This is a genomic window from Celeribacter litoreus (assembly GCF_020165855.1).
GTDB classification, from domain to species: Bacteria; Pseudomonadota; Alphaproteobacteria; order Rhodobacterales; family Rhodobacteraceae; genus Celeribacter; species Celeribacter litoreus.
Window position 1 is genome coordinate 275,081 of record NZ_JAIUFY010000008.1, and the last position, 15,961, is coordinate 291,041.

Annotated in this window: 15 protein-coding genes; 7 read left to right on the plus strand and 8 right to left on the minus strand. The window is 57.2% G+C overall.

Annotated elements, in window-relative coordinates; genetic code table 11:
- The first annotated feature begins 132 nt into the window (after positions 1-132).
- Positions 133-900, plus strand: a complete 768-nt coding sequence (gene rpsB, locus LA304_RS09860) for a 30S ribosomal protein S2 (protein WP_224502969.1) — start codon at positions 133-135, stop codon at positions 898-900.
- Positions 901-1,009: 109 nt separating this feature from the next.
- Positions 1,010-1,885, plus strand: coding sequence for a translation elongation factor Ts (gene tsf, locus LA304_RS09865; RefSeq protein WP_224502970.1), 876 nt, complete (start codon positions 1,010-1,012; stop codon positions 1,883-1,885).
- A gap of 296 nt (positions 1,886-2,181) precedes the next feature.
- Here the strand turns inward: tsf and LA304_RS09870 are convergent, their stop codons facing one another.
- On the minus strand, positions 2,182-2,928 hold the full coding sequence (locus LA304_RS09870; protein ID WP_224502971.1) for a helix-turn-helix transcriptional regulator: 747 nt from the start codon (positions 2,926-2,928) through the stop codon (positions 2,182-2,184).
- Positions 2,929-3,019: 91 nt separating this feature from the next.
- Entirely contained in the window at positions 3,020-3,454 is a 435-nt protein-coding gene (locus tag LA304_RS09875; RefSeq protein WP_224503094.1) for an Lrp/AsnC family transcriptional regulator, read from the minus strand.
- Between the two features lie 183 nt (positions 3,455-3,637).
- Between LA304_RS09875 and rocF the strand changes: the two genes are divergently transcribed.
- The 5 genes from rocF (at position 3,638) to LA304_RS09900 (ending at position 10,051) form a co-directional block, all read left to right on the plus strand.
- Positions 3,638-4,567, plus strand: coding sequence for an arginase (gene rocF, locus LA304_RS09880; protein ID WP_224502972.1), 930 nt, complete (start codon positions 3,638-3,640; stop codon positions 4,565-4,567).
- Between the two features lie 20 nt (positions 4,568-4,587).
- Complete coding sequence (locus LA304_RS09885) at positions 4,588-5,634, plus strand: ornithine cyclodeaminase (protein ID WP_224503095.1); 1,047 nt, start codon at positions 4,588-4,590, stop codon at positions 5,632-5,634.
- 275 nt (positions 5,635-5,909) lie between these two features.
- Positions 5,910-7,292, plus strand: a complete 1,383-nt coding sequence (locus tag LA304_RS09890; protein WP_224502973.1) for an aspartate aminotransferase family protein — start codon at positions 5,910-5,912, stop codon at positions 7,290-7,292.
- A 4-nt stretch (positions 7,293-7,296) separates the two neighbouring features.
- Positions 7,297-8,607 (plus strand): NAD(P)/FAD-dependent oxidoreductase, encoded by a 1,311-nt coding sequence (locus LA304_RS09895; RefSeq protein ID WP_224502974.1) that lies wholly within the window; start codon positions 7,297-7,299, stop codon positions 8,605-8,607.
- Positions 8,608-8,623: 16 nt separating this feature from the next.
- Complete coding sequence (locus LA304_RS09900; protein ID WP_224502975.1) at positions 8,624-10,051, plus strand: aldehyde dehydrogenase family protein; 1,428 nt, start codon at positions 8,624-8,626, stop codon at positions 10,049-10,051.
- 3 nt (positions 10,052-10,054) lie between these two features.
- Here LA304_RS09900 and LA304_RS09905 read toward each other — a convergent pair whose 3' ends face one another.
- From LA304_RS09905 to pstC, 6 genes are all read right to left on the minus strand, one after another.
- A complete protein-coding gene (locus tag LA304_RS09905; RefSeq protein WP_224502976.1) occupies positions 10,055-10,729 on the minus strand; it encodes a GntR family transcriptional regulator in 675 nt (224 codons plus the stop codon).
- Positions 10,730-10,872: 143 nt separating this feature from the next.
- Entirely contained in the window at positions 10,873-11,562 is a 690-nt protein-coding gene (phoB, locus tag LA304_RS09910) for a phosphate regulon transcriptional regulator PhoB (protein WP_224502977.1), read from the minus strand.
- Positions 11,562-12,287 (minus strand): phosphate signaling complex protein PhoU, encoded by a 726-nt coding sequence (phoU, locus tag LA304_RS09915; RefSeq protein WP_224502978.1) that lies wholly within the window; start codon positions 12,285-12,287, stop codon positions 11,562-11,564. The genes phoB and phoU overlap by 1 nt, the downstream gene beginning before the upstream one ends.
- A 12-nt stretch (positions 12,288-12,299) precedes the next feature.
- Positions 12,300-13,097, minus strand: a complete 798-nt coding sequence (gene pstB, locus LA304_RS09920; RefSeq protein ID WP_318010687.1) for a phosphate ABC transporter ATP-binding protein PstB — start codon at positions 13,095-13,097, stop codon at positions 12,300-12,302.
- A gap of 12 nt (positions 13,098-13,109) precedes the next feature.
- Positions 13,110-14,450: a phosphate ABC transporter permease PstA gene (pstA, locus tag LA304_RS09925; protein WP_224502979.1), complete on the minus strand. Its 1,341-nt coding sequence runs from the start codon at positions 14,448-14,450 to the stop codon at positions 13,110-13,112.
- Entirely contained in the window at positions 14,450-15,925 is a 1,476-nt protein-coding gene (gene pstC / locus LA304_RS09930; protein WP_224502980.1) for a phosphate ABC transporter permease subunit PstC, read from the minus strand. Before pstC ends, pstA begins: the two co-directional genes overlap by 1 nt.
- Positions 15,926-15,961: the final 36 nt, after the last annotated feature.

Consider the following 15,961-nt stretch of genomic DNA (forward strand, 5'->3'; position numbering starts at 1 on the left):
ACAAACCTCTCTATACGCGCGATCACTTCACAGACGGAGGCGGGCCCTCGGGGGAGACATCCCTGAACGGTCCACCGGTTGGGCATCTGCCTGAAACCCTCCGTCAAGGCGTTAAACCGGAAAGGAAACACGATGGCGCTTCCCGATTTCACTATGCGTCAGCTGCTCGAAGCTGGCGTTCACTTTGGTCACCAAACCCAACGTTGGAACCCGCGTATGCAGGAGTTCATCTACGGTGACCGCAACGGCATCCACATCTTCGACCTCACCCAGACCCTCCCGATGCTGGAGCAGGCTCTGCAGGTCGTGCGTGACACCGCTGCAAAAGGCGGCCGCATTCTCTTCGTTGGTACCAAGCGTCAGGCCGCTGGCCCGGTTGCTGAAGCTGCAGAGAGATGCGCCCAGTACTACATGAACCACCGCTGGCTCGGCGGCACGCTGACCAACTGGAAAACCGTGTCCCAGTCCATCCAGCGTCTGAACACCATTGATGAGACCCTCGCTTCCGGCGCAGAAGGCCTCACCAAGAAAGAGCGCCTCAACATGGAGCGCGACCAAGCCAAGCTTCAGGCATCCCTCGGCGGTATCCGCGAGATGGGCGGCGTTCCGGATCTTCTCTTCGTCATCGACGTGAAAAAAGAAGACCTCGCAATCCTCGAAGCGAAAAAGCTCGGCATCCCGGTTGTGGCTGTGGTTGACTCCAACTGCTCCCCGGAAGGCGTAGACTACATCGTTCCGGGCAACGACGACGCTTCCCGCGCGATCTCCCTCTACACCGATCTCGTCGCACGCGCTGCTCTCGACGGCATGACCGCTCAGATGGACGCTGCTGGCGTTGACATGGGTGCCTTCGAAGAAGCTCCGATCGAAGAGATCGTTGAAGAAGTCGCAGGCGAGTAATCGCTTTTCGGTTTGCGCCTGAGAAAGCGCGCAAGCCGTTACAAAATTGATACGGGGGCAGGGTAAGCCCGCCCCCGAACCCAATCTCAAGATTCCGAGGAGAGCCAACATGGCAATCACTGCTGCAATGGTGAAAGAACTGCGCGAAGCTACCGCCGCAGGCATGATGGACGCGAAAAAAGCGCTGACCGAAACCAATGGCGATTTTGACGCTGCTGTTGACTGGCTGCGCACCAAAGGTCTGGCGAAAGCCGCAAAGAAATCCGGCCGTACCGCTGCTGAAGGCCTCGTTGCTGTTGCAATCGAAGCTGGCAAAGGCGTTGCTGTCGAGGTGAACTCCGAGACCGACTTCGTTGCGAAAAACGCTGAATTCCAAGGCATGGTTTCTTCCATCGCGACCGCCGCTCTCGGCGTGTCCGACGTTGAAGGCCTCGCTGCTGCCGAAGTGAACGGCAAGCCGGTGTCTGAGCTGATCACCGACAAAATCGCAACCATCGGTGAGAACATGGGCCTGCGTCGCATGGCTGTTCTCGAAGGTGAGACTGTTGTGTCCTACGTGCACAACGCGGCTGCTGAAGGCCTCGGCAAAATCGGTGTTCTCGTTGCTCTCAAAGGCGGCGACGAAGCATTCGGCAAACAGGTCGCAATGCACATCGCAGCTGTGAACCCGCAGGGCCTCGACGAAGCTTCTCTTGATCCGGCAATCGTCGAGAAAGAAAAGCAGATCCAGATCGAGATCGCTCGTGAGTCCGGCAAACCGGAAAACATCATCGAGAACATGATCAAAGGCCGCATGAAGAAATTCATCGCTGAGTCCACGCTGCTTGGTCAGGCATTCGTTGTGAACCCGGATCTGACTGTTGAAGCTGCTGCCAAAGAAGCTGGTGCAGAGATCACCGGTTTCGTTCGTCTCGAAGTTGGCGAAGGCATCGAGAAAGCCGAAGAAGACTTTGCTGCTGAAGTTGCGAAAGTAGCTCAGGGCTAATCTGCTCTTCATAAAATTTGCGAAGGACCATCCTCGGGGGGTGGTCCTTTTCTTTTGAGGGATCGAAATTGTTGATGGCATAAAAAAGGGCCACATGGCCGACTATAAGCCTGTGACCCCCTTATAGGTCTAGGTGAGCAGAATAATGCGATCCCTTGACCCGCATCCCTAAGGCTAAGCCCCGTAAAGCAGAGATGTACGGATCATTACTCTATAAAAAAATCGATGTAAGTAAGGTTTCCCTTACTAAAACGACTTTTTCCTGTTCTTTAACGCAAAGCGGCTGATAGAAACAATCAGAACGTAAACATCTGATTGTGGAAAGAGGCTTTGAGAACCGCCTGAGCCGTGGTTTCGACACCGAGTGCCTCTCGCGCAAGCCGAAGATGCTTTTCTACCGTCGCCTTGTTCAATCCAAGGATTTCAGCAGTATCGGCGACGGTCTTCCCATCTCCGATCCACTCAAGCACCTCTCGCTGACGATTGGTCAAAAGGCGTTTGGGAAGCGGCATGGATAGCAATTTGAGGTGCGCTACTCCGGCGATGAGTTCGATCCTCGCGCCATACTTCTCCCAGATTTCATTCGCCTGTTCCTGAGTGCTCCCGGGTGCCATGGCCATCCCGAGCGCGCCTTTCGTCCTTTTGATCGCGTGGGGAAAGGCGAGGGTAAAACCTGCGGTCACGCCCATCTTCTGATTGAACGCGATGACGTCCAGTTCCTTCTGGGACATGCTGTCCATGTTTTCTTCGATCCAAGACCAAGGGCAGGCGCCAGAGTTCTCAACAGACCAGCGCACCATAGGCGCATGTTTCCAACGCCCCTCATCGAGATACCCATTTAGGTAATCGGCGTCGAAATTGGTTAAAATGAGATGGTCGTTCTCATTGCCGAAACCAGAGGGGGTGTGGAAACGAGTGAAGCCGTAAAGTGCGTTCTTGAACCCTGCAGCATTGATCCTGTCGAGCACATGCTCCCATACCTCTTCTACGGTCGTTGCCGCGAGAATCCGATGGATTGACTGTTCAAGGCTAAATCTGTCCATGTGCCACGGTATAAAGAACGGCTGCACCTATGCAATATGTGCACGACTGAGCCTGATAAAAATTAAGAAATTTGATGCGCCCTAAGTAGAGTTAAGGCGTCGCATGCGCAAGCAATATGCAGCTTTCGGAGTTAACAACGCCTGGCACTTCTCGGATGTCACGCAGAATGCGGTCAAACCGGACGAGACTATCTGTTCGAATGTCGACCACGAGATCCCACGCGCCATTCGTGGACCAGACTGTTGTGACACCGGCGATGCGCGAAAGCGCTTGAATGACCTGTCGCGACATACGTCCCTGAAGTTCCACAAGTGTGATCGCACGCACCTCTCCCTCGACGTCGACATCGGTCTCGATGGTAAAGCGGCGGATGCGTCCTGAGGCCTTCAGCGCATCGAGACGGGCCTTCACGGTCGTGCGGGATAGGCCGGTTTCCTGCGCGAGTTCGGTCACGGATTTTCGGGAATCATTGCGGAGCGCTGCAATGAGGGCGCGGTCACTGGCGGAAAGCGAGCTTGCGTTCATATTGATCACTTATTTTGTCATTATGATTAAATATAGTTTCTATATGATCACATTGGTTGTCAATTCTGGCATCTCTTTCGGGCATGATAGGCTCAACTGAGATCGTGACCCGTATATTGAAATGGCGCGATCCAAACGCACCTTAAGACCCTCACAAAACGCATCATCCACAGGACGATACTTATGAGCAAATCTTGCGCGCTTCTCGGAGCGCAAATCGAAACCGGAGCCTCACAACGCGGATGCCAGATGGGGCCCGCAAGCCTGCGCACGGCTGGTCTGCTAGAGACACTGAACGCTCTGGAGTGGTCTGCAGAGGACTTTGGCGACGTGACAATCGGTACGACCAAAGAGATGCCGCATGAAAACGCGGCTGTGCATAACCTTGCTGAAACTGTTGCATGGATCGAAGTGCTCAATGAGGCGGCGTTCAAGGCGGCGCAAGAGGTCGATGTGCCGATCTTCATGGGCGGAGATCACTCCATCGCGGCTGGCACTGTGCCTGCGATGGCGAAACGCGCCGCGGGGCAGGGACGACCACTCTTTGTTTTGTGGCTCGACGCGCATCCCGATCTGCACACGCTCGACACTACTGAAAGCGGCAACCTCCACGGCACGCCGGTGGCGTATTTCACAGGTCAGGCGGGCTGTGAAGCCTATCCTGTGCTCAGCCATGCCGTTGATATTTCGAACATATGCATGATGGGTATTCGGTCTGTGGATCGTGCGGAAGAGCGCCGCATCATTGATCTGGGTGTCGAAGTCCATGATATGCGGTCAATCGACGAGACGGGTGTCCTCGCACCGTTGCGCGCTTTCCTCGAACGCGTGAGAGAAGCGGACGGAATGCTCCATGTGAGCTTTGATGTCGATTTCCTTGATCCCGGCATTGCACCCGCCGTTGGAACGACTGTGCCGGGCGGCGCGACTTTCCGTGAGGCGCATCTGATCATGGAAACGCTCTGTGACAGCGGGCTTGTGACTTCGCTCGATCTGGTGGAACTCAACCCGTTTCTCGATGAGCGTGGACGCACCGCGAAACTCATGTGCGATCTGACGGCGAGCCTGTTTGGGCGTCGCGTGCTCGACCGTATGACGCGTAGCTTTGGCTGAGGAAGAAACTGATGAACGCTATGACACCATCCCATCTCGCCTATGTCCCATTTGTTTCCGTCGCCAACATGATGAAACTTGTGCATCATATTGGTCTGGAACGGTTTTTGATTGATCTTTCAGGCGATATTGAAGCCGATTTCAAACGATGGCCCGAGTTCGACAAGGTCGCGCGTGTCGCGTCCCATTCTCCGGGTGGTGTCATTGAACTGATGCCTACGGCGGATCGTGCGCTCTACGGGTTCAAATATGTGAACGGCCATCCGAAGAACACGCGGACAGGTCATCAGACAGTCACGGCGTTCGGCGTATTATCTGATGTGGCAACGGGTTATCCGGTGTTGTTCACGGAAATGACGCTACTGACGGCGCTGCGGACGGCGGCGATGTCTGCGCTCGTGGGACGTTACCTCGCGCCGAAAGATGCGGACGTCATGGCGCTCATCGGGAACGGTGCTCAGTGTGAATTCCAAGCCTTCGCGTTCCGTGCGATTTGCGGGATCAATCGTCTCAAGCTCTTCGATATTGATCCGAAGGCATCCGAGAAAGCCGCGACAAATCTGCGCGCTCACGGATTTGACGTGCGCATCTGTCAGAGTGCGCAAGATGCGGTCGAAGGTGCCCAGATCATCACGACGTGCACGGCGGACAAACAATACGCGACAATCCTCACTGACAACATGGTTGGCGCTGGGGTGCATGTGAACGCGATCGGCGGCGATTGTCCGGGCAAAACTGAGCTGCACCGCGACATTCTTTTGAGGGCGGACATTTTCGTCGAATATCCGGAGCAGACGCGTGTTGAGGGTGAAATTCAGCAACTCAACGAAGATCATCCTGTGACCGAGCTTTGGCAGGTGATGCGTGGTGATGTGCCTGGACGCCGCGATGCGCGACAGATCACGCTCTTTGACAGCGTCGGGTTTGCGACAGAGGATTTCTCCGCGCTGCGCTATGTGAAGCGCATGGTGGAAGACACGGGGTTTGCAGTGCCGCTCGATTTATTGGCTGATCCGGATGATCCGCGGGATTTGTTTGGGATGCTGGAGCGGGCAAAGCCAGTTTGATAAAATGGCGTGCGCTCAATGGATTATTGGGCACACGTGATCCAAAATTGCCAAAGCTCACCATCAGTAGATAATACATAATACTGATTATAGGAACTTTGTATCAGCTGTGTCCGATCAATCCCGCGCACCCCATCTGCATGGCCTCACGTGTTTCTGCCGCGTGCTTTCTTGACGGCAAAATAATTTGATCATATTTTTCCTCAGACTCGAAACTCCCCCTGCGATCAGGCCGTCCATCACGGCCAGTGCGCTTTTGACTGAGGACTCTCACAATGAGTGACAACCACCTGCCGACGGCAGAGCTGCAGATGCTTGATGCGGCCCACCACATGCACCCGTTCACGAATGGCGACGAGCTTGAGAAAAAAGGCGCGCGGATCATTACGAAGTCATCTGGCGTCTGGTTGACCGACAGCGAAGGCGAAGAAATCCTCGACGCGATGGCGGGTCTTTGGTGCGTGAATATCGGCTATGGCCGTGACGAGCTTGCGGACGCCGCCGCGCGTCAGATGAAGCAACTCCCCTTCTACAACACGTTCTTCCAGACTTCGCATGTTCCTGCGATCATGTTGGCGAAGAAACTCGCCGAAATTGCGCCGGGCGACCTGAACCACGTCTTCTTCAACGGCTCCGGCTCTGATTCAAACGACACGAACCTGCGTATGGTCCGCCATTACTGGGAAGCCAAAGGTGAACCGGAGCGCTTCAACGTCATTTCCCGTTGGAACGGCTATCACGGCTCCACCATGGGGGGCGGCTCTCTCGGCGGGATGAAAGGTATCCACGCTCAAGGCGGCCTGCCGATCCCTGGCATTCACCACATCGACCAGCCTGATTGGTGGTCCGAAGGCGGTGACATGACGCCTGAAGAGTTCGGCATTGCCCGTGCGCAACTTCTCGAAGAGAAGATACTCGAACTCGGTCCGGAAACCGTCGCGGCCTTTATTGCCGAACCTGTTCAGGGTGCAGGTGGTGTGATCGTGGCCCCCGACAGCTACTGGCCGGAAATCCAACGTATTGTAAAGAAATACGGAATTCTGCTCATCGTGGATGAAGTCATCACCGGATTCGGTCGGACGGGCAACTGGTTCGGCTGTGAAACACTCGATATTCAACCCGACATCATGACCTGCGCAAAGGGCATCACCTCGGGTTATATCCCACTCGGGGCGTCTCTGTTGTCTGACGAGATCGCCAGCGTGATCAACGGCGATGAGTTCGCGCATGGGTACACCTATTCCGGCCATCCGGTGGCCTGTGCTGTGGCTCTCGAAAACATCCGCATTCTCGAAGAGGAAGGCATCGTCGACCGCGTGGGGTCCGAAATTGCGCCCTATCTTAAAGAAAAATGGGAAACGCTCGCCGATCACCCGCTCGTTGGTGAGGCAAAGATCGTCGGGATGATGGCCTCCGTGGCGCTCACGCCCAATAAAGAAACCCGCGCGAAATTCGCTGCGAGCGCAGGCACCGTGGGCTACATCTGTCGCGAGCGCTGTTTTAAGAACAACCTCATCATGCGTCACGTGGGCGACCGTATGGTCATCTCCCCGCCTCTGACCATCACCAAAGAGGAAATCGACATCCTGATCGAACGTGCGCGTCTCTCTCTCGACGAAGCCTTCGAGCAGATCAAAGCCGAAGGCCTATACGAGTGATCTGATGGATATTCTGACCATCAACGACAAACCGGGCACACATCCGGCGTCTTGGTATGCAGCCACGTCTGAGGCCCCTGGTCCGTATCCAACGGCTCAGGGGGATTTCCGCGCGGACGTCTGTGTCGTTGGGGGCGGATACGCGGGGCTTTCGTCCGCTCTGCATCTGGCGCGTCAGGGCCTCGATGTTGTGCTGCTTGAGGCCTCTCGCATTGGATCGGGTGCGTCGGGCCGAAATGGCGGTCAGGTCTCGACTGGACAACGGCTCGAACAAGCCGAGCTTGAACTGCTTGTTGGCAAGGACAAGGCGCGGCTCCTCTGGGATATGGGGTGCGAGGCGGTCGACCTCGTCAAAGCCCTCATTGCAGAGAGCGGCGATCCCTGCGACTGGACGGATGGCGTCATTCACGCGGACCATCGCACGCGGTTCTCCAAACATACGCAGGCACATGTGGAGCATATGCATATCCACTACTGCTATGACAAAATCCGCTACCTCGACCGCAAGGAAATCCGCGAAGAAGTCGGCTCTGAGGATTATGTCTCCGGCTCTCTCGATATGGGGTCAGGTCACCTGCATCCTCTGCGCTATGCCTTTGCATTGGCACGTCTGGCTGAGGCCGCTGGTGTCCGGATTTTCGAAACGTCCCGCGCAGAGACGATCAGCTTTGGCGATGCGAAGACGAAGCCGGTTGCGACGACGGACAGCGCCAAGATCACGGCCGATCATCTCGTCCTCGCGATGAACGGCTATCACAATAACATCGACCAAAAGATCGCGCGGCATGTCATGCCGATCAATAACTTCATCGCGGTGACGGAGCCCCTGCCCCAAGACCTCGCGGATCGCCTGATCCGGAACCGCTACGCCGTGGCCGACAGCCGATTTGTGATCAATTACTTCCGTCTTTCCTCTGACAACCGGATGATTTTCGGCGGCGGAGAAAGCTACGGTTACAAATTCCCCGCCGATCTGGAGGCCAAGGTTCGCGGTCCGATGGCGGGTGTGTTTCCGGAGCTGAAGAACACCCAAATAGACTACGCGTGGGGCGGAACCCTCGGGATCACCATGTCCCGCCTGCCCCATTTCACGCGGCTCAGCCCGACGGCGCTCTCAGTCTCCGGTTTCTCCGGCCAAGGCGTCGCGCTGGCCACCATGGCCGGTCAGATCGCGGCGGAGACGATTGCAGGTCAGGCCGGGTGGTTTGATCTGATGGCAGACATTCCCGCGCAATCCTTCCCAGGCGGCACGGCCCTGCGCACCCCGCTCCTTGCGGCGGCCATGACTTGGTACGCGCTGCGCGACAAATTTTAAAGATAATGAGGCAAAGATGACCGAGCTGAAGACAGATCGCTTTTACATTGATGGCGCTTGGTTGCCGTCCAAAGGCGGAACCTTTGCCGACGTAATCAACCCTGCGACTGAAGAGGTGTTTGCAGAGGTCGCGATGGGAACCGCTGCGGACGTGGATGCCGCGGTCGCCGCGGCGAAAGCGGCTTTTCCGGCCTTCTCCCGCACGACGAAGGCTGAACGTCTCGAATTGTTGGCCTCCATTCGTGAGGTTTATCAACGCCGCTACGACGAAATGTCGGCGCTGATCACAGAGGAAATGGGCGCTCCGATTTCGCTCTCTGATCGCGCGCAGGCGGCCGTCGGCATCGGGCATCTGGACGGTGTGGTCAAAGCGCTCGAAGAGTTCGAGTTCGAGCACCGTAATACCCCGGGTGATCTCATCGTCCACGAGGCGATTGGCGTCTGTGGCTTTATCACACCGTGGAACTGGCCGATCAACCAGATCGCGCTCAAGGTGATCCCAGCACTCGCCGCAGGATGCACGATGGTGCTGAAACCCTCCGAACTCACACCGATGAGCGCCCTCCTCTACGCTGAAATCCTCGAAGAAGCCGGCGTTCCGAAAGGTGTGTTTAACCTCGTAAATGGCGACGGTCCGACCGTCGGTGCCGCAATTTCCGCGCATCCGGACGTCGCGATGGTGTCTTTCACCGGCTCGACCCGTGCAGGTGTCGAAATCTCGAAAGCCGCCGCGCCGACCGTCAAGCGTGTGACGCTCGAACTCGGGGGCAAATCCCCGAACATTCTTCTCGATGATTGCGACTTTGAGGAAGCCGTCAAACGCGGCGTGCGTCATTGCTTCCAGAACACGGGTCAGAGCTGCAACGCGCCGACCCGTATGCTCATTCCCGAAAGCCGTTATGAGACCGCGATGGATATCGCTCGCGAAGTCGCGGAAGAGACAAAGGTTGGTCTCCCGTCCCAATCGGGAAACCATATCGGGCCGCTCGTCTCCCAAATGCAATATGACCGTGTTCAGTCGCACATTCAGGCAGGGATTGAAGACGGCGCGCATGTCGTGGCGGGTGGTCTCGGACGTCCGGAAGGGTTCAACCGTGGCTACTTCTGCCGCCCGACTGTGTTCGGCGATGTGACGAATGACATGCGGATCGCGCAGGAAGAGGTCTTTGGCCCCGTTCTCGTGATGATTTCGTATGAGGACGATGAGCACGCGGTCGAGATCGCGAATGACACGCCCTACGGTCTTGCGGCCTACATTCAGACCGCGGACGAGGAACGCGGGCTCAAAATTGCGCGTGAAATTCGTGCGGGTATGGTTCACCTGAATGGCTCAGACATTTCCTACGGCTCCCCGTTCGGCGGCTATAAGCTCTCTGGAAACGGGCGCGAAGGTGGCGTCTACGGGATCGAAGATTTCTGCGAAATCAAAGCGATATCTGTCTAAGTTCTACAGATCGACCGCACCTTCGGCGACGATGGTGCGGATGTTCTCCATCCCCTGCATGATGTCCCGACGCATCGCATCGGCGACGGCCTGTGCATCGCCCTCTTTCAACGCATCGATGGCAACGCGGTGTTCGTCTGGCAGGTTCTGGGCACCAAACCGCGTGCACATCACGCGCAGCGCAGGACCGGTGCGGAGCCAGAGCGTGTCGACGATCGGGCCGAGCACTTCGGACCGTGCGGGCGCATAAATGGCCATGTGAAAGCGGTGGTTATGGATCATGTAGCCGCGCGGGTCGCGGCGCTCCATTGCGAGGTCGATCTGGTTGTCGATTTCCTCAAGCTCCGGAATGGCCTCCACTGGCGTCTTCTCCGCGCCCTTGCGCGCAAGTTCGGGTTCGAGCGCGAGCCGCGCAAACAAGAGTTCATCCACTTCCTCAAGTGTCAAACGCGGAACCGTCACACGGCGGTTGCCGTGAAAAATAAGTGCACCTTCCGACGTCAAACGGCGAATGGCTTCCCGCACCGGCGTCATCCCCGCCCCGAGACGTTCCGTAAGCCCCTGAATTGTCACAGGTTCCCCTGGCAACAGATCTCCGGAGAGGATCAAGTCCCGAATGCCGAGATAGGTCTGAAGGTGGGCCGGAACTTTTGCGGGTTCCTTTGTCAGGACGGTCATGTGCGTGCTCTTGTCGTAATTTGCTCAAATTAATTGAGCACACCGCCGAACAGCGAGCAAGCGGAAGCCGTCGCATATGACACTTTCATAAAAAAGAATCGGCGCCTCGCGGGCGCCGATCTGTGTCTCATCATGTGGCGAGGTCAGCCGAGTGCGTAGCCTGCGCCACGCACCGTCCGGACTGGATCATTTCCGCCAAACTGGCAAAGCGCCTTGCGCAGACGACCGATGTGCACGTCCACAGTGCGGGTGTCGACATAGATATCACGGCCCCAGACGCGGTCCAAAAGCTGTTCACGGGACCAGACACGGCCTGGCTTTTCCATGAACGTGGACAGGAGGCGGAATTCAGTCGGCCCGAGCTTCAGAGACGCATCTGCACGCGTCACACGGTGGGTCTCGGAGTCGAGACGGATATCCTCGTACTCAAGCACCTGCCCAGTTGCCGCCGGACGGACGCGGCGCAGCTGGGTGCGGACGCGCGCCATCAGTTCGATCACGGAATACGGTTTGACGACATAGTCATCGGCACCGGTCTCCAGACCACGCACGCGATCCACCTCTTCCGAACGGGCGGAGAGCATGATGATCGGGATTTCGCGGGTATCAGGACGCGTTTTCAGGCGACGGCAGATCTCGATACCCGAAACGCCCGGAAGCATCCAGTCGAGCACAATGATATCGGGCTGGTCTTCATCCACGAACAGCAATGCATCGTCACCGTTCTCGGCTTTGCTGACAGCAAATCCCTCGGCTTCGAGGTTATAGGCCAGCACTTCGCGTTGTGCGGGTTCGTCCTCGACCACGAGGACACGAGGTTGTGCAGCCGACATTAGAGGATCTCCGCACCAAGATCATTTTGCGAGGTCATGTCACCCTTCGGGCGGGCGTCCTCGGGCATTTGACCGGTCGTCAGGTAGATCACCTGTTCCGCAATAGAGGTCGCATGGTCGCCCATACGCTCAATGTTCTTCGCGATGAAATGCAGGTGCATACAGGTCGTGATGTTGCGCGGGTCTTCCATCATATAGGTCAGGAATTCGCGGAACAGCGCGTTATACATTTGGTCGACATCAAGGTCGCGATGACGGACTTCGTTCGCCATATCAACGTCACGCTGGATATAGGCGTCGAGTGCGAGTTTCAGCATTTCCTCGACTTCGCGGGCCATGCGACGGATGGAGGCAGAGGTGCCTTCAATCTGATGCAGGTTCACGAGAACGCCGGTACGCTTCGCGAGGTTCTTCGCGTAGTCGCCGCAGCGCTCGAGGTTGCTCGAAATTTTCATCACGGTGAGCACGGTGCGCAAATCAGATGCGGCCGGAGCGCGCAGCGCGATGAGACGCGCGGCTTCCTCGTTCACTTCTTCTTCGAGCTTGTCGATGACCTTGTCCGCTGCGCGGACCTTTTCGGCGAGTTCGACGTCACGCTCTTCGAGCGCCATGGCTGCGTCGGTGATGTTGGCTTCGACGAGACCGCCCATCTTCATAATGAGCGCCTGAATGGCCTCAAGATCGCGGTCAAATGCGGAAGCGATATGTTTGTGATCTGTCGTCATAATTCTTGTCCCTTAGCCGATCCGACCGGTGATGTAGCTCTCGGTGCGCTCGTCTTTCGGATTGGTGAAAATCTGCTCGGTGTCACCATATTCAACGAGGTTCCCGAGGTGGAAAAATGCGGTTTTCTGGCTCACACGTGCGGCCTGCTGCATGGAGTGAGTGACGATGACGACGGAGAAGTTCTCGCGCAGTTCATCAATCAGCTCCTCGACTTGCAGTGTCGCAATCGGGTCGAGTGCCGAACACGGTTCATCCATCAGGAGGACTTCCGGCTCGGTCGCAATGGCGCGGGCGATGCACAGACGCTGTTGCTGACCACCGGAAAGGCCCGTTCCAGGCGAATGAAGGCGATCTTTCACCTCATTCCAGATTGCGCCGCGGCGGAGGGATTTCTCAACGATATCATCGAGATCGGCTTTGTTCTTTGCAAGACCGTGGATGCGCGGGCCGTAGGCGATGTTGTCGTAGATCGACTTCGGGAACGGGTTCGGCTTCTGGAACACCATGCCCACCTTGGCGCGCAGTTGAACGGGGTCGACGCGCTTGTCGTAAATGTCTTCGCCGTCGAGCGCGATTTCACCCGTCACGCGGCAGATGTCGATTGTGTCGTTCATCCGGTTCAGACAGCGGAGGAACGTGGATTTACCACAACCGGACGGACCGATGAAGGCGGTCACGGTTTTATCACGGATGTCGACATTCACGTCTTTGATCGCATGGGTGTCGCCGTAGTGGACCTGAACGCCCTTTGCCGAGATTTTGATGTCGTTCATGTCAACGTCTCTTCTAGTAAGTCGCATATCATTCATGGGGAAACCTCGTTACCAGCGGCGCTCAAAGCGGCGGCGCAGGATGACGGCAATAATGTTCATGGTCAAAAGGAAGACCAAAAGGATGATGATCCCGCCCCAGGCACGTTCATAGTAGGCCGGATCGGCGCGCTTTGCCCACTCATAAATCTGTGCAGGCATGGCGGAGTTCGGGTCGAGGAAGCCGCCGAAGAAGCCATCAGGCATGTCGGTGGCGATATAGCCCACCATCCCGATCAGCAGCAGCGGTGCGGTTTCACCGAGTGCCTGCGCCAGACCGATGATGGTCCCGGTCAGAATGCCGGGCATGGCGAGCGGCAGCACGTGGTGGAAGACCGATTGCATCTTGGACGCGCCAATCCCGAGGGCGGCGTCGCGGATGGACGGCGGAACGGCCTTGAGCGACGCGCGGGTCGAGATGATGATGGTCGGCAGGGTCATCAGCGTGAGCACTAGGCCACCCACAATCGGTGCGGATTGCGGCAGGTGGGCGAACTGGATGAACACGGCGAGGCCGAGAATACCGAAGACGATGGACGGCACAGCGGCGAGGTTCGAGATGTTCACCTCGATGAGGTCGGTCCATTTGTTCTGCGGCGCGAATTCTTCGAGATAGATCGACGCGGCCACACCGATGGGAAGCGCGAGGAACAACACGACGAGCATCATGAAGAAGGAGCCCACCATGGAGACGCCCATGCCAGCCTGTTCCGGACGGCTCTCGGAGGCGTCGGCACCGGTGATGAAGGCCCAGTTGAAGCTCTTCTTGATAACACCTGCGTCACGAAGTTCGTCTACGAGATCGAGGTGCGCTGCATCCGTGTTCTTATCGCGGGCAACACTTTCACGGGTCACGCGGCCTTTGAGGTAGCCGTCCACATCAGCAGAGGCGAGGATGCGGAAGGTCACGGTCTGACCGATCAGATCAGGGTTCGCGATCACATCGTCACGCAGTTGCGCCGCGGCGGAGGCAGACAGAAGCGCCTTCATGTCTTTCGCTTTGGCAAGCGGCGTCTCGATCCCCTGCTCCGTCACGCTATCGAAAATCGCCTGCTGGATCAGCGGGTTGTATCCGAATGTGGAGACCTTCTTAATATCTTCGATGTCGCGGTTCCCGTTTTTGTCGAGCTTCGCTTCGTCGAGATAGACCGGCACGTTGATAAACGTCTGTTGGAACGCGCCAAGGCCGCTCGACAGGATCGAGGTCAGCAGGATGACAAGAAACAGCAGGCCTGTTGCGATGGCGGCGAGGCCAAACATGCGAAAGCGTTTCTCGGCAGCGTTGCGTTTCTTCGTGCGCTCGTCTTGAGCGAACAGAGAGCCGGACGGGGTGTTCATGCTTGTCTCGGTCATTAGTCGTACTGCTCCCGATATTTACGCACGATGAAGAGGGCAAAGATGTTGATCGCGAGGGTGATGACGAAGAGCGACATGCCGAGTGCGAATGCTACGAGGGCTTCCGGAGAGGCAAAGTCACTGTCGCCGGTCAACTGGCTCACGATCTTGGCCGTAACCGTTGTCATGGCCTCGAACGGGTTGAGGGAAAGTTTGGCCGCGGCCCCTGCCCCCATCACCACGATCATCGTTTCACCGATGGCGCGCGAGGCGGCGAGAAGGACAGCGCCGACGATCCCCGGCAATGCGGCGGGCAGGACGACCTGTTTGATCGTTTCCGACTTGGTCGCGCCGAGGCCGTAAGAGCCGTCACGAAGCGCCTGCGGCACCGCGTTGATGATGTCGTCAGACAGCGAGGACACGAACGGAATGAGCATGATACCCATAGCGATACCGGCGGTGAGAACCGCGCGTTGCCCTTGCATCCAGCCGAGACCGGAGTCGTCGCCGAAGACGCTCAAAAGGAGCGGACCAACGGTCAACAGAGCGAAGAGACCGTAAACGATGGTCGGAATACCGGCAAGCACCTCAAGAAGCGGCTTCGCAAAGGCGCGTGTCTTCGGGCCTGCGTATTCCGAGAGGTAGATTGCGGCAAAGAGACCGACCGGCACCGCCACGAGGAGCGCGACGAGCGAGATGTAGAGCGTGCCCCAAAGGAGCGGCAGGATCCCGAGGCTCGAAGAGCCACCACGACCGGAGAAGCTCGGGGCCCATTCCAGCAGAGTGAAGAAGTCGAGCGCGGGATAGAGCCGGAAGAATTCAATCGTGTTGAAGATCAGCGAAAGGATGATCCCGATGGTCGTCAGAACAGCGACAGACGCCCCCGCGATGAGGATTGCGAGCACACCCTTTTCAACAGAGTTACGCGCGCGGAATTCGGTGTGGCTCTCTTTCATCGCCCAAAAGAAGCCCGCAAGTGCAATCAAAATCACGGCCCCTGCACGGAGCCAGTTTCCTGCGCCATTCATAACACGGTAGCGCTGTGCGGCTTCCAGAACGGGTTGAGTGATATCATTGGTGACAATCTGCCCGGCGTCTTTAAGAATCTGGGTCACGTCCGCAGAGCCGGTGGTCAATACGCGCGCAGCCTCTTTGTCCATGACACCGGCCGCAACGGCATTGTCGAGACCGTCTGCGGTCCGACGCACTTCGGCCATCACGAGGCCACGGCTCGATCCCTCGCCGATTTCGCTCTCGGGGATCATGCCGGAGACGCTTTTGTTGATGATGGTCGGTTGAATGATCAAAATCAGAACGAGAAGCAGAAATGCTGGCGCAAGGACCTTCAGCACGACGTTGTAACCATAATAGCTTGGCAACGAGTGCAGGAGACGTGCGTCTCCGTTTGCTGTCTTAAGTGCGGACGCGCGCCCAGCCACATAGCCGAACGCTGCCAATCCGAGCACGATCAAGACCAACCAAAGTAAAGGCATGATGCCCCCGATTTCATGAGACTGATGGAAAAGGTT